Genomic DNA, 22,611 nt, shown 5'->3' with positions numbered 1-22,611 from the left:
TAATATTTTGCCGCACGTTCCTGCACTTTGGCACGATCATTTCCTGAACGCGAGCTTTAACCGATAGCAACATGACCAGACCAGCCGAGGGTGCTGCCGACGAAGAAGCAGGCCCGGAAATGAACGTGGTGGTACGCAACATCAATGCGCTTCTCGACCGAAGCAAAAAGCAGGAAAAGCGAAAATCCCGGGAGGAGAAAATTGCCGATACGATTACCGGATTTACCGGGAGCATGGCCTTCGTGTACATTCACCTCGTCCTGTTCGGACTCTGGATCATCTGGAACCTTGAATGGCTCGGCCTCCCTCCTTTTGACCCTTCCTTTGTGGTTCTGGCCATGTTTGCGTCCGTGGAAGCGATCTTTCTTTCAACATTTGTACTCATCAGTCAAAACCGCATGACGGCTGAGGCAGACCAGCGTGCCGAGCTGAACCTGCAGGTTAGTCTGCTTGCCGAACATGAGATTACGAGACTGATTCAACTGGTGACGGAAGTCGCCAGGAAAATGGATATTCCCGAGGCCCTCGATCCCGAAATTGCATTTCTCGCCAAAGATGTGAAACCCGAGCAGGTGCTCGACACCATGCAAAAGCACATGGAGGAACTCAGCAACAAGGAGAAAGACGCATAACCAAATCGTTCACGGTCAGGCAAGTTCTCCTGTGTGGTTCACGAGCTTGACCGACACATAATCCTGCCCCAGTTCCACCACACTTACTGACGCCGGGCTGATTTCCAGCCTGTACGTAAGGTCGATGGGAATGCCTGTAAAGTATGCCAGGGCAGCCTTAATCAGGTCCGAGTGACTGACAATGGCGACCGTCTGATCAGGATGCGCATGCCGCAGCCGCGTAAGTCCGTTCACAATGCGCAGCTGTGCTTCCTGCATGGTTTCGCCCCCGGGAATGCGTGTAGCGCTGCGGAATGAATTGAAAAAATGAAAGCCCTTGTGGGTGTGCAGTTCTTCGAAAGTAAGGTCGGTCCACTCGCCGAAATCAAGCTCTGTAAATTGCGGGTCAATAACTGGTTCCAGGCCCATTGCCTGGGCAAAAGGCTGCGCGGTTTGAAGCGCGCGGTCGAGCGGGCTGGTGTAGATGGCCGAGATATGAACCCCTGCCAGGCGCGGTATGAGGCTGGCCGCCTCCGAGACGCCGGCTGCATTGAGGGATACCTTGGGCTTTCGGCCCGACAGGCGCACACCGAGTGCATCGGTGGAGGCATGCCGGATCAGCAGAAATCGGGACATGAGAGTAGGTTTGTGTAAATGTTGTATTTTGCAAAAAGGGGCGTTTTGTGGCACCTTATTTGATATACCGTAAAAAAATCTGTGCGATCCCGACCCGGGATCATCATTAATATTACCACCTACCTGACTGATGAGTGCTTTAAAAGCAGGAATACTGACGTTTCACCGTTGCATTAATTATGGGAGTTACTGGCAGGCGCGCTGCCTTACCGAAGGCATCCAATTACGCGGACATGAAGCGACACTGATCGACCATGACTCGCGACGCGTGAACCTTTCAGAATGGAAATGTGCTTTCAGACCCGTATTGCCTACCCATGTGCCGGAGTCTGATTATCCCATTTACCGTGAAAAAATAGAAAAGTTCTTTAAAGAGTTCGACAAGCTACCGCTCTCGCCCCGGTTTGATCTGGATCAGCCGCAGACCATGGATTATTATGATGTAGTGATTGTGGGCAGCGACGAAGTCTGGAACCTCCACCATCCGTGGTACGGCGGCCATCCTTTTTTTTACGGGGATGGAATCCGGGCTGACCATCTGATCTCTTATGCAGCCAGTTACGGCAACTATCCGGCAGCCAGCGGCATTGACGCGCATTGGGCCGAAAAGCTGAAAAACTTTGACCATATTTCTGTGCGGGATGAAAATTCGCAAGAGATCGTCCGGAATGCACTGGGCATAGAGCCGGTGATTGTGCTGGATCCTTGTCTGCAATTCGAGGTACACCCTGATGATCGACAAGATCCATATCAGAAGCCTTACCTGGCCGTTTATGGTCACAATTTTACGACAGACTACATAGAAAAAGTAACTAACTATGCCCGGCGAAAAAACCTGCCGCTGATCAGCATTGGTTACCGCAACGATTGGGCGGACGAACAATGGATGACCGCCGACCCGCATGATTTTGCACATTTCATTGCCCGGGCGGAAGCGGTTGCCACTAATTTTTTTCATGGTTGTGTGTTTGCACTCCGCAATGAGCGGCCGTTTGCTGCCGAGGTAACATCCTACCGCAGCTTGAAGGTGCAGGGATTACTCAAGACCGTAGGAGCTTCCCAGCACCTGGTTTGGGAAGATACAGGGCAGGATGTGGTGGATACCATATTCAGCCAGCCCCTCGATCCGGCTGTTACCCGGAATATTACGGCAATTCGCAAGACTTCCGACGCATACCTTGACCAGGCTTTACAAATCAAAAAATACAGTCATGAGCACATTGCTTAGTCCCGGTGAAATGATCCGGGCTGGCGCATGTATCGGCTGTGGAAGCTGCGTGGCACAGGCAGAGCGACCCGATGTGCACGTCAGATTTGACGGTGACGGGCATCTTCAGCCATCCGGGCCGGCCAGCTGGCTGAATGCAGCTTCTGATCGTTTTACACGTACCTGTCCTTTTTCCAAAGGGGCAATTGATGAAAATGAGATTGCCGCCGGGCAATTTCCGCAAGCTCCTCTGACCGACGTACACCTGGGACGGTTAGAAGCTGCCTATGTGGGACATGTTGCCGAAGGTGAGTTCAGGACACTCGGGAGCTCGGGTGGAATGGTAAGCTGGGTAGCTGCCGAGCTGCTCCGCAAAGGACTGATCGACGGGGTAGCACATGTAGTAGCGCAGCCTGATCCGCAAACCGCCGGCAGGTACTTTCAGTTTCGTATATCGAGGAGCGAACCGGAAATCCTGGAAGGCGCCAAGTCGCGCTACTATCCGGTAGAAATGTCGGAGATCCTTGAAACGATTCGCAATGTACCCGGGCGCTATGCGATCGTGGGCATTCCCTGCTTTATCAAGGCAGTTCACCTGCTGCGACGCGAAGATCCTGTATTTAACGAGCGCATCCGGTTTACGCTCGGCCTTTTTTGCGGGCACATGAAGAGTGCCAACTTTGTGAAAAGCTTTGCGTGGCAGCTGCATGTTCCTGAACAAACCGTGCAGCGGGTGGATTACCGCCATAAGGATCCTTCAAGACCTGCCAACCTGTATAATGCGCGCCTCACAACAACCAGCGGGCAAGTAGCGCACCGTGACTGGTGGCACCTGGCCGATGGCGACTGGGGAGCAGGGTTCTTCATGAACCACGCATGTAATTTTTGCGATGATGTGACTGCCGAAACAGCTGATGTTTCATTCGGGGATGCCTGGGTGGAACCGTATTCTTCCGACGGCCGCGGTACCAATGTGGTGGTTGTGCGCGACCGGCTTGTTTATGAACTGGTAGAGCAAGCCATAGCCGAAGAACGCCTTACCCTGACGAAGGTAGACGCTGATTTTGTTGCTCAAACGCAGGCGGCCGGGTTCAGGCAGCGCCGTGAGGGACTGGCCTACCGACTTACCTGGGCGCGAGGTCGGCATGTTACGCGGAAACGTGTACAACCGGATGCAACTACGCCTACCCGCCACAGAAAACTCATTTACCGTTCAAGGTACTATATATCCGAGTGGAGCAACCGGCTTTCAAAACTTGCAAACCGCTTCGATGCGCCGGGCCTGTATCTCAGGTGGGCACAGATGGCGGCCGCGGTATACCACGGCCTCGCCTATCATGATGGTAAATGGGGGGAAATCAAAAAGCGGTATGTGCAGCTGAGGGGCGAATAATGCCGCTCAGCTCAGTCCCTACCTGCTTTATTACCGGGCCCCAGTCTCCCGCCGATTCCTGGCGGAACAGCTTCATGGTCGGGTACCAGGGACTGTCGTCGCGGTCGCGCATCCAGCGCCAGTCGGCATCGGCATGCAGGAGTGTCCAGACGGGCACACCCAATGCGCCGGCCAGGTGCGCCGGCATAGAATCGACCGAGATCACAAGCTGCATGGACTTCATCATCCTGGCATAATCCGGCAGGCTGAGCGGACCTGCGAACAAGCCGCTACCTTCCTTCCAGCCCGCCTTTTCCGGATTTTCCTGCATAATATAAAACTGAACACCCGGAATTGCCAGTAGTTCCGCCAGCTGCGAAAAAGCAATGCTCCTGCGATCGTCCCAATCGCCAGCGCGCCATACCAGACCAACGCTGAAAAGTGAACTGGGATCGGGAAGAGCGGAGGGCTGTACATGGAGGTAAGGTACCTGCGCAGGGATGGTTTCCAGGGTTGTCCTGAAAATATGCGGCAGCTCCATAATCTCAACGTCCGCGTCATAGGCTACATCCGGGGCTCCGTCGTGCAGGGGCAAAAGCTTGTCAATGCCCCGGACGGTTTGCAGCAAAGGGAGCAACCCTGCCTGCGCCCAGACGATCACCTCGGCGGCGACTGCTTTGAGCAGGGGCATATACCTGATAAACTGAACGGTATCTCCCAGCCCGTGGTAGCAGCGCACCAGCACACGCTTGCCGGCCAGGGAGGATCCATCCCAGATATGTTGAAAATGGCGGGGCAGGTGCCAGTCCGGCACTCCGCCCCTGCCTGCAATTTCTTCGTCTTTTAACTTCCAGACGGCTTCAAAATCTCCTGTGAGGATATAGTCCAGCCAGTTGGCTCCTGAATTTGTACTTTCAGGCATAGCGGCGCATCATTTCAACACAAAAGTCTGCATACTCTTCCAGGTTGCGGGGTGCACTGGTATGATGGGGTGCTATGCCCTTTTCCTCGGGTGTAAAGCAAAAAGTAACAGTAAGATCAAATTCTTCGAGCGCCTTCATCATTTTATCAAACCATACATGCGCGTCCGGGCGAAGCCAGTCCGCCCAGCTGAGGCCGGTACGCAGCTTTTTGACACCCAGTTTCCTGAGCCAGTCTACGGCTGTTTCGAGGCGGGCATCGTTGAAGTGAAACCACTGGCAGATCCCGAATTCAGGTGTGAAATCAGAGAAGTGTTTCAGGGCAAGCTTTGGTGTACCATCCTCTTTGATCAAACCCATATAAAAATGACGGTAGTAGGAAGACCCCTCGGCTTCGCGATGGCGCGTGGTAGCACCCCAGGCCATAGGCAGGTCAAACAGGCTGTACCAGTGAACACGCTCCACACGCCCGATCAGCAGCTCTGCCGTGCGTCTCAGGCCGAATTCCTGTACTTCCTCGGCACCGAATGTGGAGATACCGACCTCGGTAACCCATACGGGCAGCTTGGTGATGGCTTCAATCTCTGCGATCTTGTCGGGCCACTGGTTGAGCTGCCAGTGGTTCCAGTCCAAGGGAAAACCATGTACTGCCACCCGGTCAATGTCCGCAAGCGCACCATAACCTTCCAGTCTCTCTATAAAGCTGGGATCAATGGGCGAAATGCCTCCCATGACGCGCAAAATGCCGGAATTTTCTGCTTTGACGGCTTCTGCTGCGAGCTTTACCATCTCGCCGAACTTGCGCCAGTCATTGTCAATTTCAAAATCCCAGTGTGACTTGTTGTTAGGTTCGTTCCAAAATTTTACTGCTTCGATCATGCTGGGATTACTTTTTTTGAGTAGGATAAACGGCTCTCGGCTGGGTATCGGCCAGCTCGCCGCGACGACAAATGTAAACTTCTTCTTCGGGGTGTACAGTGATGTTAAAACCTGCGCTGCGAAGCATGGCTTCGGTCGCGGCTCGGTTGGGTACCCACCAGTTTGTAGGGTCCTGCGAGTACCTTTGTTCAATAAAATACATCTGCGGAAAATCCGGTGACAGGAAAATGTCTTCCTGCGTGAACGGATAGTCGGCTTCGAGCGGCATCACCTCCTTGCTTCCGCGCTGCATTGACTGGAATATCAGCATATCGCCAGCCACATGTTCATAAATAAGGTCGAGTGCCAGCAGCGGATGACGTAAATGGTAGAAAACGCCCATGAAAATCACCACATCAAACTTTTCGCCCAGTGAGCCGATCTCGTACACCGACATGTTGCGGAAATCGATATCAAAGCCGAGGGCTTCCGCTGCGAAACGTCCCTGGTTGAGATAACGCTCGTCGGAGTCGATTGCCACTACCCGGCTTGCGCCCCGCTTCTTCATCTCGACGGAATAAAAGCCTGCATTGCAACCAATATCAAGCACACTCTTGCCCGTCAGGTCTGCGGGGATTGCATCTGCAAAGTTTTTGTATTTGAAGCTGGGGTAATCTCCCAGAAAGTGATTGGGTGCTGTTTTTACCCCATTCAGATCAATATTGTGAAACCATTGACCAAGTTCTTTAACCTTTTGCTGGATCTGTTCTGTTGTCATTGATGTGTTTTAATGCGGAAAATAGTGCCCCCGGAACGCAAGGCTAGCTTTGTTCCTTAAAAATTATGCCAGCTGTGACCATAGCCCTTATACGTCAGTGCAAATGGCGCTGCAGCTTACTGTGACCTGCCCGGGTGGTATGGTTTTTGGGAAAATGATTATGCATTTTTCAACAAAATACCGCACAATGGCAAAAGTAACTGACTTTGAAACCTGGCTTACGGCCACCGGCATTCAATCGGAAGAAGACGCATATGACCTGTACAGCTCCATCGGCAACTTCGAAGGTTCGGGCAGGTTTTATACGAACAAGGAAGTAACCAATGATGGCTACCAGTACACCGTCAGGGCTGAGGGCAATGAAGACACGCTCTTTCTGGAATCTGACGAAGCCAAGTTTGCATTCTTCGATCACCTCGCAAACAACTATACCGAATCAGAAGAAGGCGATGTAGACAGATGGTACAAGCTCAGGACCAAGCTGGGCAGGATCGACTAGGAGCATTATAAAACAGTGTGGCCAGACCAACGTTGATGCAAGTCAAATGCATTGCGCGTGGTCTGGCCATTCTGTTTTTTAACTGCTCAGTACCGCAGGGTTCCGGGGTGAAAAGTGCGCCAGCTGTGCCAGAATTCCTGGTAGGCATTGATCTGCTTTAATGCACCTGTGTTACCGGAAAGTGGCTTTCCGAGCAAATTGTAAGCTTCGTTTTGGTAAAAAATGGTATCCTTCCGTAGGGATACAGCATACTGCCTGCTTCTCTCAAATGCAAAAAAACTCTTGTCATCTGCGGCCAGTACAAGCGCCACGGGCGTACTGCCGACGGTCGCATTGATGCTCCGTTCCTTTTTCAGGCGGTTCCAGTCAAATGCGCGCGCGCCGTCTTTGGTCTGAATACCTACTATCCACGATTTGTCTTTCCACGAAAGTGTGTCGGTTAATGTCAAGTGCGACTGGCCCCGCCCGGTTTCATAGCGGCTCATCGAGTCGTATTTGGCCTGATAGGTAGGATCTGGCTGCATGATTTTTGATGCAGGATGAAGGGCAAGCCACTGTCCTAGTGAGGTCTGGGTACTGGCAAGCTCGGGCAGCAACTGTCCTTTCAGCTTTCCGGCGATCGCCTCTCCGTTGGCCTGCCGCCACCAGCTTCCGGTCGTTTCGTCTTCAAACATGGCATTGAAATGGTCCATGCCAACCAGCCTGAAAAACTCGGGTTTTCCATTTACGACGGGCTCAAATACACGTCCGCTGCGGCAAACCGTGCAGTAAGTTACCATCACTGCTTTACCGCCCAGCGTATCGCGCACCTGGTGGTGATAGCCGATGTACTGTATGGGGTATGCCTTTGCTTCCCCATTGACCACCGTAACGATCACCATCCTTTCGGCAGCTACTTTGTTCGACGCCGCATTTTGCATGACCACTTCGCCGGGCTGATAAAACATGGTATCTGCCGCCATTTCGTAGTTGGCCGCATACGTAATTCCCAAGCCCAGCACCAGCAATACAGCTGCCACCCATTTAGTCCCGGAACGAAAAACAGCCGCCGCCCCGATGATGATCATTGCCCAGAAAACAATCCTGAAAACCCAACGCCAGGTGTGAAGAAAATAAGCCAGGTCAATGCTGTTCACCCGCTGGCTGCCCGGCATGGGCATGATGAAGTAAACTTTGGCGATTTCGTAGAGGATGATGGCAATAATGCCGATGTAGAAGAGGGGTTTCATGTAATGGTGGTTGTGTTTGATTTTCTTTTAATACGTTATTGATAAAACACTGAGCTGCCCCTTTTTTTGTCACCCTGAGCGGGCGGCCCCATCCGCTCAGGGTGACAAAGGTGGGAAAGGCAAGCGCTTTAAACCGACAACTTACTATGACAAAAGTTGGTTGTACCCCCTCACCTCCCCCGCATCACCACCGCCCAGGCCACTACAAAAGGCACACTGAATACCAGCAAGGCATTGCCAAAACCACCCAGCACCGTCACCAGCGAACCGATGAAGAACACCGCCGTAGCCGTAAAAAAACGCCCGACGTTGAAACAAAAACCCGTCGCCGTGCCCCGGAGCGACACCGGGAAAAGCTCGGGAATGTAGCTTGACAAGGCACCCTGACTGATGCCGAAACAGAAAGAAAGCAGGGCAGTTTCGAGGTAAATGATGTTGGTAAAGGTTTTATTGGTCAAAAAGAGCAGCGCGCAGGCGAGTACCAGACCGGCGAAGGTGGCGGAGAGGGTTTTCTTTTTACCAAAACGATTAATTAACAAACCTGACAAAATTCCACCGATGATACCACCGATGCCCAGTAAAATCATCAGCAGACCCCGCTCCTTTTGTCCGTCGCCCACACCATGCAACAGACTTTGCGCCCAGGTCGGCAGCCAGGAAAATATACCCCATAAACCAATCAGCACCGAGCCGAAAATGAGTGAGCCGGAGATCAGGTTAGGCCGGTTGTTTTTGTCAAAAATAGCATCATCTGTCCTGGGAGAAGCTTTGATATGCCGCCAGCTTGCCGATTCTGGCGCAAGCAGGTAAATCAGCAATGCAGTAACCACGGGCACCATGCCGATCCCAAATGCTGTGCGCCAGTTTGAAAACAACAGATTCAGACTTCCCGAAGCAACAATCCCGATTGGAAAACAAACTGCCAGGATGCCCAGCATTACCGCCCGGCTTTTTTCCTGCCATATTTCGGAAATGTAAACCGTCGAAATCAATAGAACACCGCCTATGCCCATTCCTGCCGCAAAACGCAATGCAAGCAACGCTACCAGATTGGGCACAACCGTTACCAGACAAGTGGCTGCGCCATAGAGTGCCGTCACCAGCGTGAGGGATTTTACCCGGCCGATGCGGTCGCTGATCACACCGAAAAGCAGTCCGCCGACCATCCATCCGTAAAGAAAGAGCGCATTGACATAAGCACCTATGGATCCCAGTTCGGACTCGGACAATGCCCGGCCCCGCAATTCCGGGATTGCGACCGGCAGGTACACCGACATCAGGGTCGATACCGTGCCGCTAAATGTGTAGGTCACAAAACACAATGCAAATGCCAGCCACTTGCCGGTCGCACTTTTTGTATTGACGGAAGTCATTTCCAAAGTTTCCATGCGGGTTATCTGAATAATTGGTCAAAATTCAGGCTTATATAATACAGCCCTCCTACTGCCGGCGAACCGTAAGCCTGCACCACATATTTGTTGGTGATATTGGAACCACCCACTTTCACGATCGTTTTCAGGCCTGGAATACGGTAACTTATCTGGGCGTCAAGGAGGTTATAAGCCTGCACGCGGCCGGGTCTGTTTTCGGTGAAGGTACCGTACCAGTCAAATGCACTCTGCCAGTGCCACGCCACATTGAAGCCGATCTTGTCGGTCAGCCGGGCGTTACCGAAAATCAGGTTGGTCTTCCATTCCGGTGTGTTGAATGCAGGAACATTGTTCGCATCGGCATCTCTCAGATTGAAATTGATCCAGGTACTGTTGGCGGTGAGCTTGTAGTTTTTGGGTAAAGCATAAGTCAGTCCGGCCGAGATGCCCTGAATAGATACCTTGTCCGCCGCATTGGTATACAGCTGGAACAATTGACGATCGGCTCCCAGCAGCTCAGCGGCCGCTGCCGGGTTCACCGATCCGTCGGCTAATAGAATGTCGGATTTCGCACGTGCTACCACCGTATTGATCATAAAATCGGTGTACTCACTGAAATAATAATTGATATCAAACAGGAATTTCTGCCCCAGCAAACCTTTGTAGCCCACCTCGTAGCTCTTCACTTTCTCAGATTTGATATAGGGTACGTTGGACTTCACGAGCTTGTCTTTGTTGTTTGCCACTGCCTGTGGGAAAGGCACGCCTTTCTGCATATCGGCTCCGAATGCGCTGGCAAACTGCGAAAAAGAAGCAATCGTCACCGAGTTCTCATACGCATTCAAACCCGCCGAGTTCACCGGCGCGCCGCCAAGGATAATGATCGGGCCTACGTTCAGCTTGATAAACTGGTCAGCAACAGTCGGGTTGCGGAAGCCGGTCTGGTAGGAGGCGCGGATGTGGTGGTTTTCTGTGGGTGAAAAAACAGCGGAAGCGCGGGGCGTGAAGCGGCCTACAAAGTTTTCATTCTTGTCGTACCGACCAGAAACTGTCAGCTTCAAATGTTCTTTGAACAAAGATTTGGAAGCCTGCGCAAATGCACCATATTCGTCGTTCGTCAGGTTTTTGTCTTTATCATCAAAAAGCGTCCCGCCGGTATTAAGGTAATATTTGCGGTAATTTCCACCCACCTGCAAGTTGAAAACCTTCAATGCAGAGCTGAGATCATACATACCTTCCACATGGCGCAGGCTGCATTCGCTCAGGATACCCGCTCCCGCCAGTCCGCGTGTCTGGATCAACCGGTCTTTGGCAGCTTCATACGCTTCGGAGCCCGGGAGTACACGACCCTGATCCGCAAATGAACGGGCTGCATCATGGTTTTTGCTGCCGGTTCCATTGACCAATCCATTGTAAGCTGCGGTATATCTTTCAAACCAGGTTGCATCCGCTTTGTCCGGCGTCACCACATTTCCTGCCAGGTCACGCACCCAGGTGCGGTTGATCTGCTGGCCGAGCGCGCGCGTATTATAGGAGTTGGTAGACAGCTCCTGGTTGGAGTATGCGCGCACGTAAAAGTTACTGCCACGCAACTCCAGTCTGTGCTGGATAAATTTAAAATCATTGATCACAAAGCGGTTACTGCCTGTATACTGTGCCGTACCCTGATTGAAATTTCCCTGGTAAATCGCTTCCAGCTTATCGGTAATGCGGTAATGCAGGGCTGCATTCAGTTTCAGACTGTACACGCCGTAAGTCGCCAGGTCTTTTTCCTCATAACCCGTCCGCGACACGCGGCCGATGTTCGGGATCGTCTGCGCCACTTCATCCCCGTAGATATTCAGCTGGTTCTTGCCGGGATTGGCCGGGCCGCGGTTCTCGGGAGAAGTATTGGGGTCAATGTCGGTGTAGTCGTTTGCATACCAGTCAGTTCCTTTTAAATAGGAAGCATTTACTTTAAATGCAAACTTGTTATTGAATGCTTTTGCATACCGGATTGCCAGGTCGTACAGCGGCTTTGCGCCAGGTTCAGTGCCGTCTCCTATGTGATTGAAGCCAAACTTCGTCTGCACGCTCAGTCCCTGGTATGCAAATGGATTCTTCGTCCGGGTGTTCAGCATGCCGTTGAAGGCAATCGGACCGTACAATGCAGAGGCTGCGCCGGGGATCAGCTCGGCACTTTCCACGTCGATATCGTGCGGCCCAAATAAATTACCCATCGCAAAGCCCAAACCCGAAGGCTGGTTATCGACGCCGTCGACCAGCTGCAAAAAGCGGCTGTTGCCGGTCGTGTTGAACCCGCGGGTGTTGATCTGCTTGTACGTAATGCTGCTGGTTACCATATCCAGCGATTTCATATTTACCAGACCATCGTAATAATTGGCCGAAGGTGTCTGCTGGATCTGCCGCGCATCCATTTTCTCAATGCTTACCGGCGAGCGGAGAATACTTTCCTCCACGCGGGAGGCAGTCACCACCACCTGATTCAGCTCTTCAATGGAAGGTACCAGGAAAATGCGCAGTTCTTCATTTGTGGTTCCTTCGGTCTCCATGCGGGCGTAACCCACCAGCGTAATCGTCAGTGTAGCGGGGGTACTGGTTTTCAATTCAAAATGTCCCTCCGCATTGGTTACCGTGCCGGTATTCTTTCCTTTCACCGAAACAGCAGCACCCGCAACCGGCCTTTGATTATCAGCATCCAAAACATAACCGCGGATTTGTGCCCACGCATTCTGACTCGCAGCAAGCCCCGCCACCAGGCAGAGCAGGAGTAAAAGTTTTTTCATAAAAAATGTTTGAAATCAGGAAGGTTGGTTTTCTTTTTTTAAATGGTCGTAACCATTCGGCAATCTGTTGTAACCATGCTCTTTGAGCCGCTGGCCCAAGCCTTTGTAAAAAGCTGGGTCAGCCGGCGCAACGGTATTCATCCCGTCGACATAGCGGTTGTACAGGCAAAACAAAGCGGCGATCAGCACCGTGTCGTGGATTTCCACATCGGTCGCTCCGGCGGATTTTGCCAGCGCAACTGCCTCGGGCGTAACTGCTTTTCCGCTTATCTGTACGAGTTTGGCAATTTTCAGCAAAGCCTTCATCTTGTCGCTCACGGGCGCAGTATCGATATCCTGCTTTACCATTTCGCAGGTTTCACTTTCCCCCAGCAGCACATCCGCAGCAGCCGTGTGCGCTGCCGTGCAGAACCTGCATTCGTTGTTGTGTGAAACGATAGTGGCAATCAGCTCACGCTCCGCTTCGGTCAGGCTGTTTTCACCCCGAAGCAGAAATTGCGTAAGCACGCGGATCGGATGCGCGGTAACCTTGCTGTATTCCAGCAATCCGGTAATGCCCGGCAGGTGGCCGGGCAGTGGTATGTAGGGCATCGCTTAGTCCTGCGGGGTAGCGTCAGCGTATCTGACATAACCCGTAAAAGCCATGCGCTGGCCCATTTCGCGGTAATCCTCATTGTTTTGAGGCGCCCAGGTAGCGAGTCCGTCCACATAGCGGTTGAACATGCAGAATGCAGCCGCGATCAGCACGGTATCATGGATTTCCTGATCATTGGCTCCTTCGGCACGCGCCGCGGCGATATCTTCCTCGCGCACTTCCTTGCCTGAAACCTGCACTTTGGCAGCTATATTCAACAAGGCACGCAGCTTGGAAGAGATTTCAATTTGCCGGAAATTCTGCTTTATATCGTCAAGCAGCGAAATGTCACAATCCAGGTGCGCCATGGCGGCAGCCCCGTGGGAGGTGTGGCAGAAGTGGCAGTTGTTGAGGTGCGAGACGTGGGATGCGATCAGCTCGCGCTCGCCGCCGGTCAGGGGAGATTCGCCTCTCAGCAGGGTTTCCGCGAGTAAGTTCAGGGGGCCGTGGGTTTCAGGCCGGAAGGCAAACAGGCCGACAATGCCCGGAAGGGATTCATCGGGTAAGGAGATATGCGCCATTTTTTTTGAAAGTGATCTTTGGTTAGTAAAAATTTTGAATGCTCCTTGTTGCAAATGCATGCACGTGATACAGGCCGCTACGACATATACGTCGCGGAAAGCTGTTTTTTCAGGAGAACAAAAAAGCGATTTACTAAGCCAGATCCGGCGGTGGCGAAGGTACCGAGTGTAGATTTTCTGCAGAAATAAATTGCGGCGCTGGAAAAGCCACCGTGCGGGCAGGCGCCCATTCGAGCAGGTAGAAAGTATGCTTCCTGTTCTGGCTCATGTATTCTTTAAGGAAATGTTTTAAAACAGTAGCGTGCGAGCCTTTTTGTGTATCAGAAGTATGCCCGGTTACCTGATCTGTTACCCTGGAAACCAGCTCAGTAAATCGGTCACGGGCATTCTGATCAAATTCGCAGCGCACATATAATGTGTCATTGAGTAGCTGGCGGCTCTTCATCTGGTAAAACTGGCCTTCATGCTCAATCTGCCCTGTGGCGGCCTCCGGCGCATCCCAGCTATTCTGATAAGGTACAGCAACCGGAATTTTAAGCAAAAGTTCACCGCTACCCGCAGCCTCCACATAGGGTCTGCCGCCCCTGCCCACTTCAAGCCGCTCTTCCATGAGGTACACTACCGGGTAGCCGACCATGTTGTAGAGCAACAGTCCGAAGAGCAATATGGAGATAATCCTGCCCAATGCCTGAATGATAAGATTTGAGGATGGGTAAATGTAAAAACTTGGCTTAAAGATTTTGCATTTTACCCTGAAAAAATTTTCTCACAAAAAAACGCCGGTGCCTGAGCACCGGCGTTTCTGCAAGCTTTGACAAATTACTTACTGAATTGAATCCTGCAAAGCTTCGGCCATTTCGAGGTGGTGCTGCAATGCAGGTACCTTGCTGCCTGCCCAGGTTTTAATCTCCGTATCATTCCCGCCCGACGTTTCTGTCTGGAAAACTTTGATAGTCTCCATGTGGGAGGCCACCATCATCTTGGCATACAACCTGCTGAAGGCAGCACCATTTGCGGCCGACAAACTGTCGATCTTCTGCTGCTTCGCGGCACTCAGGGTTTTTGGAACAGCGGCGCCCTTACGAGTGGCAAGCGACATCAATTCTTCGTTTACCTTGGTATGATCCATGATCATCATACGGCCATATGCCTTCACACTGAGCGTATCACCATGCATGGAGCCGAGTTTTGTGGTATCACCTTTGGATACCGCCAGCTCTCCGGCCTTTACCTCAAACATGCCTCCGTCGGCAGCATTGGTAACAAAGGTCTGGTCAACCTGCGACACCATATTTCCATTATCGTCGTCATCATCATCGTCGCATGCGACGGCAAAAAACATCGCTGCAACGAGCAGCAGGTGCACTTTCTTCATAACAAATGTTTTTAGAATGTTGATTATTGAAAGGGGCAGCCTGTGCAAAGAACCGTGCCAGCCAGCACCCTGCTCCTGTGCTTTTTATTTCGGCTCGTCCGTATTGGTGGTATCCCTGCCGGGGAGCGTCTGCTTGGCCGGGTCGCTCAGCTCGATGTCCCGGCGCACGTCTGCCTGGCTCGAATCTTTCCCGATCACTGTGCTATCAACGGGTGTGCCCTGCGCGGCATCGGAATCCTGTTTTTTGTTGTCTGCACAGCCGAATGTGATCACTGCCAGCAGCATCAGTTTTGTGATGTTTCCTGTTTTCATAATTGTTTGTTGATAAAAGTTTAAACCTTCCTTTACGCTAGAATATTTTTTTCTCGCAATACATAGCAAGCAACTTTTGCGGGGAATGCCCTCCTATGATCACCAGCCGGCATCTTCGCAGATCCCGATGGGGACAAATTCCTGTAAATCAAAATTGCTCAGCAAGCCGGGAGAAACGGCCCTAGGCTAATAAAAATGCATGCCAATATTCTTTCGGGCAGCAAACCCATCCTCCACCTCCACAATGCATTTCAGCAGCGACTCCGTACAGGAACCTTCCCGAATTATCCCTCCGGACAGCGCAAGCGAAGGCGGGCTAATCGCACTAGATTGTTGCAGGAATGTTCAGCTGACATTTAATCGGAAGAGTGTCTTTCGCGGGTGGAGAGAGCTTGCGGGCAGCCGTAAAGTGGCAATCTGGAAGTAGATTGAGTTGGATGATTTTTGATCACAACTATTAACCAAAAAGGCCGGACGAAAATCATCCGGCCTTTCCGCACCACTCAATCAAACATTAGTCTTTGATGGTGTACATGGCTGAGGGTCATTCTGCGGTGCGGAAGCACGAGCCGCGTGGATGACCCTTTTGCCAATCGTGTATGTAATCGTGTTATCATTTACGGATTCGAAATTAAGAATAAAATTGCATACCCCACAAAAATTTGGGGGTACAAAACAGTAAAATGTTGAAATAATTACTACGTATTACTTTTAAGATGCTTGGAGTTATGTAAAAAATACCCCTTCATTGCCCAAAAAAGCTGACGCCGCAATCAGCTGGCTCAGGAATTGTACGCCGGACGGTCAGAACGGGACATTTTCCCCGCACCTTATTTTTCGATACTGAACATGATAGTAAACTATACAGCGGAAGGCTGGTCCATGATCATGCAGCGATCACACGGACTTCTGGCCGCACAGATTTGTGCGCAATGGAAAAAAGAAGACCAACCTGCCCGGTGGGTGGACACGCTGATCGCCACGGCGGAGCACGACGACGCCAATGAAGAGCTCAGCATGCCTGAGATTAATCCCGAAACTGGCGGGCCGAAAAACTTTAAAATGAAGCCTTTTGACGAGGAATATTGTGACCGGCTCCTCAACATGGCATTTGCAAAGGGACGCTATGTAGGCCTGCTCATCGCAAGGCACATCCGGTTTTTGTATCGGGATGAACCCACTGCCGGAAAGTACTGCGAACAACTGGAACAAAAAGAAGCAGAATGGATTACAGAAGCCGGAACCACCGAAAAGGCCGTCGCAGCCAGCTACGAGCTGCTGGAATTTTGTGATGCCTTGTCGCTGATCATGTGCCAGGACCTGATCCCGCCGGAAGGACGTAAAATGGAGATCAGCAATGGTCCGGACGGGACGACCTACCAGCTTTTCAGGGCTGAAAACGGTGACCTGGCCGTGCAGCCATGGCCGTTTGAGCCTGCGTCCTTTGAGGTCAGCTATGAGAGCCGGTGCATCAGTCAGCTGTCATTCAAGCGGCCGGAAGCATTGCGGGACCTGCTCCAACAGGCGAATGCAAGGCTGCACGCATTTACTTTTTCCAAACCATAAACCGGCACGATAACCCTGCCGGTATATGCGCAACTTCCATCAGGACGTTCGTGGTGTTTTTGAGATAGGGCGTCTTTTCCCTGCTCAGGCACAAAGATTGCTGTACTCTGGCCCAAACCAAAGAACGTTGTTATGGAACAAATGCAGATTGATCCCGAGAACCTGATCTCCATCGATTTTGAGAATGGGCCGTATTCAAAAACGATACGCACGTTCCGTCCCGATGTTTATACAGAAGACGGCACGTACTATGCGTTGCTGGGTCCTGACAAGGCGACGGGCATTCTCGGATCAGGAGCCGGGCCCGATGAGGCGCTGCTCGACTGGGACAAGCAACTGGCCGTATTCATCTCGCAAAAACACAGTCCGGACGATCCGGTAGCAGAGTTTGTGTTTGATACCCTGGGCACTTCGAAAAAAGATGTCGGGTGACCGGAGCCGCTTCTTATTTGCCGGCACTTGGGTGGCTTGCTGCATTTACCGGCGGCCTGCCAATCGGGATGAAAAAGACAACGCATGGGATCGTTCCCGGCAGGTTTCGCTTGCTTCATGACAAATTCGGGGCACGTTGTCCGCTTCATCCAGCAATGTGCCCAGCTGTTGAAACTTATCAGATATTTAAGGGTACTTTTCCGGGTTCATTGTCTTTCCGAAGCATAGATATGCCCAAAAAAGACAGCAGAAATTTTTCCGGATAACCCTTGACGAAATGCAGGACGATGATTTGACACACCAATGGCAGCTGGCCCTGGCTGGTGACCGGACTTCATTTCAGGCGCTTCTCGACGGGACTTACGGACTGATGTTCCAGTATGGCTGCAAGTTTACCCGCGACCGCGAGCTTGTTAAGGATGGCATTCAGGATGTCTTCCTGGAAATTTTCGAGAAGCGCGCCACCATCAATGCCGATATTCCCCCAAAAGCTTATCTGCTCGCCTCCCTGCGGCGCAGGCTCCACCGCCTCGGCGAACGCCAGCGCTGGGTAGTACTCGAAGAAGACCTGCCCGAGCAGGAAGGATTCGGGATCGAAATGAGCTTTGAACATCACCTGATTCACTCGGAAACTACCCGTGACGAGGCCGACCAGCTTGCCCGCTTGATCAACCAGTTGCCGGCCCGGCAGCAGGAAGCCCTGTACCTGCGTTTTTTCCAGGGACTTGAACGGGATGATATTGCCTACCTGATGGACATCCAGCCACAATCCGTTTCTAACCTTCAGCAGGAAGCATTCAAATGGCTCCGGTTACAATGGAAGCCATTTATGGGTCTTTTCCCGCTAATTCTGCCTGCATTGTTGTTTTTTGAAAAAAAAATCTAGAATGTGCAGTATCCGGGATAAGGCCGCGTCTAATGTTGGGTGAAAGAGATGATTAAAATATGAAAAGCTATCAGGATTTTTTCTTGGAGGAATTCTACTTCGACGAAGCATTTCGCAAGTGGGTCCTCAAACCGGAGCCGGAAGATCATGCACGGTGGGAACAATGGCTGAGCGAACACACTGAAAAAGAAACGGTGGTAGCACAAGCCCGGGAACTCGTACATGCATTGCAACCTGCTGCCCAGCCTCTCAGTGCCTTCGAAAAGAAGGAAGCAATGGACGCCATCATGCGCCGATTCGACGAACATACGGTTGTTCCGCTGCACCAGAAACCCACTTTCCTGATGTCGCGCCTGCGGCTGGCAGCTGCTGCCAGTGTTGTTTTCGTGGCGCTGGCCTGCCTCTGGTTTTTCCGTAATCCGGCCGAGCGTTCGCTGAGCTACACACAACTGGTATCCGCGTCCGCCGTCGCACTTCGCGAAGTGCAAAATACGGGAACAACCGCCATGCTCATCAGCCTGAGCGACCAGAGTACTGTAAGCCTCGATCCTGGGAGCAAGCTCAGTTATCCTGATCATTTCGAGGATGGCAGCAGGACGGTGTACCTTTCCGGAAGCGCGTTTTTTCAGGTAAATGGAAATCCGTTACAGCCATTTTACGTCTATGCCGATGATGTTGTTACCAAAGTGCTGGGTACGGGCTTCCGGGTACGTTCTGTACAGGGAGAACGCAGCGCGCTTGTATCTGTGAAAACCGGACGAGTGGCCGTATTTACACGCGAAACCATCGAGGACGACCGCAAATCCGGTAATGCCGACCTGGCGGGTGTACTCATCGAACCTAATCAGCAGGTAAGTGTGGACAAGGAGAGTGCGGTGACGACCAAGACGCTTGTTGAAGAACCATACCCCACGGATCCGGGTATTATCCCCACGGATTTTGAAGATTCACCGGTTTCTGTTATTTTCAAAACACTTCAGAAAGCCTACGGCATCGAAATCACTTTTGATGAAGAGCTGATGAAAAACTGTCCTGTAACCGCTTCGCTGGCAGGACTCACCTTTTACGAGCAGCTCGAACTGGTTTGTGACGCCGTGGGAGCCGAATATAAAGTAACCGGCGACCACATTACCATTACGGGAGGAGGCTGCGGTACACCCTGAATTCACACATTATCTTATCCGGACAAGGAAAAAGCGCAGAACGAATTAATAAAAGCAATCAGACATGAGAAAGCCTGTCCGGGACGGGGATCAGCGCAACAGGATACCGCGCATGTGCTTTCTGCATCTGTTGCTGATTTTCAGCTTTTTTCATCTGGCCTCTGCGGGTGACGTATGGTCGCAGGAGTTGCTGGGCAAAAAGGTCACGATCCGGGTGGAAAATGAAGAGATGCGGACGCTGCTCAAACGCATTCAGAAGCAGACCAGTGTCCGGTTCGCATTCAGTTCCAGGCTGATACAATCTGAGAAGAAAGTATCGCTCTCGGCCCAGGACAAGCCGCTTTCGGAAGTTCTGGACGAGCTGCTTCTGCCGCGCGGGCTGATGTATGAAGTGAAGGGCAAAAGCGTCGTGATCAAACCGGCCGAACGTACCGGGGCTATCGAGGGTGCAACTTCCAAAGCTGCTCTCTCCCAGCCTGTTCTGGCCGAGATTGCGATCAGAGGCAAGGTGACCGATGCACAGACTTCCGAACCGTTGCCCGGTGTTAACATATTGCTGAAAGGCACCCAGACCGGCACGTCTACAGACAAGGACGGCCGGTATCAGATACGCGTTCCGGAAAACCATACTACCCTGATGTTCAGCTTTGTCGGGTACACTTCACTCGAAACTGTGGCAGGCAGGCAGACGGAAATCAATGTCGCCCTGAAAACGGATCACAAGGCATTGGAGGAAGTGCTGGTCGTAGGGTATGGTACGGTAAAAAAAAGTGATGTTACGGGTTCGCTCTCCTCGGTAAGGTCCGAAGATATTACGGCTTACCCCGCCCTGAGCGCTATACAGGCACTTCAGGGCCGGGCAGCCGGTGTACAGATCCAGGCCAACAACGGTGAGCCGGGATCTTCCTTCAAGGTCCGTGTCCGGGGTAGCAGCTCGATCAATGCCAATAGTGAACCTCTCTATGTAGTGGATGGCCTGGTAGGCGGCGCAATGCCGCCTCCAGAAGACATCGAGTCCGTTGAAATTCTCAAAGATGCATCGGCTACTTCCATCTACGGCTCACGCGGGTCCAACGGGGTGATGATGATTACCACAAAAAAGGGAGTACCCGGTAAAACGACCATCGCGTACAACACATCCTATTCTTCGCAGAAAGAAATCCGCCGGCTGGATTTGCTGAATGCAACCCAGTTTCTGGACTATGTCCGGGAGGTGCGGCCTGACATAGAATCAGGTGGGTATGACACCAACTGGCAGGACATGATCCTGCGAACCGGCAGCATTCAGAACCACCAGCTATCGCTTACCGGCGGCAATGATGCGGTGCGATACTACATTTCAGGATCGCTGTACAATCAGAAAGGCATTATCATCAACTCGGATTACAAGCGGTTTTCCATCACCAGCAACATTGATATCCAAGCCACCAAGCGGCTGAAAGTAGGACTTAACCTTTTTGCGCAGCGCGTCAAAAGGAACCAGTCGAAAACACAGGAAGAATCGGCAGCGCTGACGCCCGGCGTGATTGCTGCTGCCTACAAGTTTGCCCCCGACCAGCCTATCCGGGACTCATCCGGACAATTTACCATTTCCAGGGTTGACGTTCCCATTGATAACCCGTATGCCATCGCTACGCAGCTGCAGAATGAATCCCTGGCTGACCTCATGCAGGGCAATGTACTGGCGGAATATACTTTGCTTCCAAGCGTAAAGCTGAGGGCAACACTGGGGGCTTCCACCAACAGCGGCCGCATCGGCAACTACATTCCATCCACGCTGAACGACGGCCGGAATGTGGGCGGCTCGGCCACGGTTGCCGGACTGAAAAGCACGCTGATGCTCAATGAAGATTATCTGCTGTATCAGAAAAAACTCGGAGAAAACCATGATCTGTCGGCCATGGCGGGGTTTTCATACCAAACATCCTCTGTTGAAAACTGGTCAGCTACCGGCCAGTCCTTTCTGACGGATGTGGTTTCTTTCTGGGATCTGGGAGGATCGTCGGTGTGGCAAAGCCCCACATCATCCCTGACGCAGTGGCAGCTTGCATCGCTTTATGCAAGGCTTACGTACTCCCTGGCAGACCGGTATCTTTTCACGGCCAATTTCCGCCGGGACGGTTCATCCAATTTCAGCAAGAACCATAAGTGGGCCAACTTTCCGTCTGCTGCCATTGCCTGGAAAATGTCGTCCGAGCCTTTCATGAAAGACATGCACGTCATTTCGCAATGGAAATGGCGCGCGAGCTATGGACTTACCGGTAACCAGGCGATCAGCCCGTATCAGACGCTCGCGCGTTTTTCCAATGTATATACGGTGATCAATGGTGTGGCCGTAAACGGCATCCGGCCAACTTCGGTAGCCAATGAAGACCTGACCTGGGAAACGACAAAGCAATTTAACATCGGGGCAGATATCAGCTTTTTCAGGAACCGGATTAACTTGGTCGCTGATTATTACCGGCGGGTGACGTACGATCTGTTGTTTGCCGTTCAGCTGCCACGCTACTCGGGCTATGTCGACCAGCTACAAAATGTCGGGTCGGTCGAAAATAAGGGCTTTGAAGTAAGCCTGAACTCCCGCAATCTGGACGGGGCGTTCAAATGGGGTACCGAGCTCAACTTGTCGCTCAACAGGAACAAGGTTCTCCAATTACCCGGGGGCGATGATATCCTTTACAACTCTGCCCCGGGACATATGGTAGGCATCGGTCAGTCGCAGATACTTCGGGAGGGAGCGCCTGTGGGGAGTTTTTACGGCTGGATTTATGACGGTGTGTATCAGGAAAATGACCAGTTTCTGCCGGGTGCAGGTTTTGAAAAGACGGCTGGCGGAGAGAAGTTCAGGGACGTTAACGGAACCAAAGATGCCAGTGGAAAGCTCACAGGGAAGCCCGACGGTATCCTCAACAGCGACGACCGGCAGATTATCGGCAACCCTCATCCCAAGTATACCCTGGGGTTCAACAACGATTTCAGGTGGAAAGGATTTGACCTGAATGCATTTTTCCAGGTATCGCAGGGCAACGATCTGCTGAGCTACACGCTGATGGAACTGAACCTGCTTTCGGCAATCAATAATGCCACCACCGAGGCATTGGATCGTTGGACGCCCACACACACCAATACGTCAGTACCCAAAGCCTCCGCCGGTCGCAGCAGGCGGGTGTCCACGCGCTGGGTATATGATGGTAGTTTTATCAGGTTAAAAAACATGGCAATCGGCTACAATCTGCCGCGGCCGGCACTCGAAAAGCTGCGCCTGTCCAAGTTCCGTATTTATGCAAGCGCTCAGAATATCCTGACATTTACGCACTACAAAGGCTATGACCCTGAGGTGAATTACTCGTCTGAGGGCAATACGCAGGTGAACCGGAACCTCGGTCTCGATTACGCCAGCTACCCCAATGCAAAGTCCTACACCGTGGGGCTCAGCATTGGATTCTAATTGTCATG

General features: G+C 52.0%; 21 protein-coding genes. 9 read left to right on the top strand and 12 right to left on the bottom strand.

What is annotated here, in order from left to right; all coding sequences use genetic code 11:
* Window positions 1–71: 71 nt before the first annotated feature.
* Complete coding sequence (locus HWI92_RS04910; RefSeq protein WP_204661201.1) at window positions 72–632, top strand: DUF1003 domain-containing protein; 561 nt, start codon at window positions 72–74, stop codon at window positions 630–632.
* Between the two features lie 15 nt (window positions 633–647).
* On the opposite strand, the gene HWI92_RS04905 is transcribed toward HWI92_RS04910, so the two are convergent.
* The gene (locus tag HWI92_RS04905; RefSeq protein ID WP_204661199.1) at window positions 648–1,247 is read right to left on the bottom strand and encodes a histidine phosphatase family protein; all 600 of its coding nucleotides are present in this window, start codon (window positions 1,245–1,247) and stop codon (window positions 648–650) included.
* 130 nt (window positions 1,248–1,377) lie between these two features.
* Between HWI92_RS04905 and HWI92_RS04900 the strand changes: the two genes are divergently transcribed.
* Together HWI92_RS04900 and HWI92_RS04895 are read left to right on the top strand one after the other, a co-directional pair.
* The gene (locus HWI92_RS04900; protein ID WP_204661196.1) at window positions 1,378–2,475 is read left to right on the top strand and encodes a polysaccharide pyruvyl transferase family protein; all 1,098 of its coding nucleotides are present in this window, start codon (window positions 1,378–1,380) and stop codon (window positions 2,473–2,475) included.
* Window positions 2,459–3,847 carry a Coenzyme F420 hydrogenase/dehydrogenase, beta subunit C-terminal domain gene (locus HWI92_RS04895; protein ID WP_204661194.1) on the top strand — a complete coding sequence of 463 codons (1,389 nt, stop codon included), beginning with the start codon at window positions 2,459–2,461 and terminating at the stop codon, window positions 3,845–3,847. The genes HWI92_RS04900 and HWI92_RS04895 overlap by 17 nt, the downstream gene beginning before the upstream one ends.
* Here the strand turns inward: HWI92_RS04895 and HWI92_RS04890 are convergent.
* Genes HWI92_RS04890 through HWI92_RS04880 form a run of 3 tightly spaced genes read right to left on the bottom strand, consistent with a single transcriptional unit; the run spans window position 3,813 to window position 6,382 of the window.
* The gene (locus HWI92_RS04890) at window positions 3,813–4,748 is read right to left on the bottom strand and encodes a glycosyltransferase family 9 protein (protein ID WP_204661192.1); all 936 of its coding nucleotides are present in this window, start codon (window positions 4,746–4,748) and stop codon (window positions 3,813–3,815) included. The two genes, HWI92_RS04895 and HWI92_RS04890, sit on opposite strands and share 35 nt — an antisense overlap.
* Window positions 4,741–5,625, bottom strand: coding sequence for a hypothetical protein (locus HWI92_RS04885; RefSeq protein WP_204661190.1), 885 nt, complete (start codon window positions 5,623–5,625; stop codon window positions 4,741–4,743). Before HWI92_RS04885 ends, HWI92_RS04890 begins: the two co-directional genes overlap by 8 nt.
* Before the next feature lie 7 nt (window positions 5,626–5,632).
* A complete protein-coding gene (locus tag HWI92_RS04880) occupies window positions 5,633–6,382 on the bottom strand; it encodes a TIGR04290 family methyltransferase (RefSeq protein ID WP_204661188.1) in 750 nt (249 codons plus the stop codon).
* 187 nt (window positions 6,383–6,569) lie between these two features.
* Here HWI92_RS04880 and HWI92_RS04875 point away from each other — a divergent pair, with 187 nt between their 5' ends.
* Window positions 6,570–6,881 carry a hypothetical protein gene (locus HWI92_RS04875; protein WP_204661170.1) on the top strand — a complete coding sequence of 104 codons (312 nt, stop codon included), beginning with the start codon at window positions 6,570–6,572 and terminating at the stop codon, window positions 6,879–6,881.
* 86 nt (window positions 6,882–6,967) lie between these two features.
* Here HWI92_RS04875 and HWI92_RS04870 read toward each other — a convergent pair whose 3' ends face one another.
* From HWI92_RS04870 to HWI92_RS04835, 8 genes are all read right to left on the bottom strand, one after another.
* On the bottom strand, window positions 6,968–8,110 hold the full coding sequence (locus HWI92_RS04870) for a DUF3179 domain-containing (seleno)protein (RefSeq protein ID WP_204661161.1): 1,143 nt from the start codon (window positions 8,108–8,110) through the stop codon (window positions 6,968–6,970).
* A 170-nt stretch (window positions 8,111–8,280) separates the two neighbouring features.
* Window positions 8,281–9,498 (bottom strand): MFS transporter, encoded by a 1,218-nt coding sequence (locus HWI92_RS04865; protein WP_204661159.1) that lies wholly within the window; start codon window positions 9,496–9,498, stop codon window positions 8,281–8,283.
* Window positions 9,499–9,503: 5 nt separating this feature from the next.
* Window positions 9,504–12,266 carry a TonB-dependent receptor gene (locus tag HWI92_RS04860; protein WP_204661157.1) on the bottom strand — a complete coding sequence of 921 codons (2,763 nt, stop codon included), beginning with the start codon at window positions 12,264–12,266 and terminating at the stop codon, window positions 9,504–9,506.
* 15 nt (window positions 12,267–12,281) lie between these two features.
* Window positions 12,282–12,857 carry a carboxymuconolactone decarboxylase family protein gene (locus tag HWI92_RS04855; protein WP_204661156.1) on the bottom strand — a complete coding sequence of 192 codons (576 nt, stop codon included), beginning with the start codon at window positions 12,855–12,857 and terminating at the stop codon, window positions 12,282–12,284.
* A gap of 3 nt (window positions 12,858–12,860) precedes the next feature.
* Window positions 12,861–13,421 (bottom strand): carboxymuconolactone decarboxylase family protein, encoded by a 561-nt coding sequence (locus HWI92_RS04850; protein ID WP_204661154.1) that lies wholly within the window; start codon window positions 13,419–13,421, stop codon window positions 12,861–12,863.
* 133 nt (window positions 13,422–13,554) lie between these two features.
* Complete coding sequence (locus tag HWI92_RS04845) at window positions 13,555–14,106, bottom strand: hypothetical protein (RefSeq protein WP_229248915.1); 552 nt, start codon at window positions 14,104–14,106, stop codon at window positions 13,555–13,557.
* 138 nt (window positions 14,107–14,244) lie between these two features.
* On the bottom strand, window positions 14,245–14,796 hold the full coding sequence (locus tag HWI92_RS04840; RefSeq protein ID WP_204661152.1) for a DUF4142 domain-containing protein: 552 nt from the start codon (window positions 14,794–14,796) through the stop codon (window positions 14,245–14,247).
* A gap of 84 nt (window positions 14,797–14,880) precedes the next feature.
* Window positions 14,881–15,108, bottom strand: a complete 228-nt coding sequence (locus HWI92_RS04835; protein WP_204661150.1) for a hypothetical protein — start codon at window positions 15,106–15,108, stop codon at window positions 14,881–14,883.
* An 849-nt stretch (window positions 15,109–15,957) separates the two neighbouring features.
* On the opposite strand from HWI92_RS04835, the gene HWI92_RS04830 reads away from it, so the two are divergent.
* The 5 genes from HWI92_RS04830 (at window position 15,958) to HWI92_RS04810 (ending at window position 22,603) form a co-directional block, all read left to right on the top strand.
* Entirely contained in the window at window positions 15,958–16,674 is a 717-nt protein-coding gene (locus HWI92_RS04830; RefSeq protein ID WP_204661148.1) for a DUF3891 family protein, read from the top strand.
* A gap of 132 nt (window positions 16,675–16,806) precedes the next feature.
* Window positions 16,807–17,106: a hypothetical protein gene (locus HWI92_RS04825; protein WP_204661146.1), complete on the top strand. Its 300-nt coding sequence runs from the start codon at window positions 16,807–16,809 to the stop codon at window positions 17,104–17,106.
* 277 nt (window positions 17,107–17,383) lie between these two features.
* On the top strand, window positions 17,384–17,992 hold the full coding sequence (locus HWI92_RS04820; protein WP_204661144.1) for an RNA polymerase sigma factor: 609 nt from the start codon (window positions 17,384–17,386) through the stop codon (window positions 17,990–17,992).
* A gap of 59 nt (window positions 17,993–18,051) precedes the next feature.
* Window positions 18,052–19,155 (top strand): FecR family protein, encoded by a 1,104-nt coding sequence (locus HWI92_RS04815; RefSeq protein ID WP_204661142.1) that lies wholly within the window; start codon window positions 18,052–18,054, stop codon window positions 19,153–19,155.
* A gap of 64 nt (window positions 19,156–19,219) precedes the next feature.
* A complete protein-coding gene (locus tag HWI92_RS04810; protein WP_229248913.1) occupies window positions 19,220–22,603 on the top strand; it encodes a TonB-dependent receptor in 3,384 nt (1,127 codons plus the stop codon).
* The last annotated feature ends 8 nt before the right edge of the window (window positions 22,604–22,611 follow it).

This window comes from Dyadobacter sandarakinus (genome assembly GCF_016894445.1).
GTDB classification, from domain to species: domain Bacteria; phylum Bacteroidota; class Bacteroidia; order Cytophagales; family Spirosomataceae; genus Dyadobacter; species Dyadobacter sandarakinus.
Note: the sequence above shows the minus strand (reverse complement) of the source record. Positions and strands in the feature narration are given on the sequence as shown.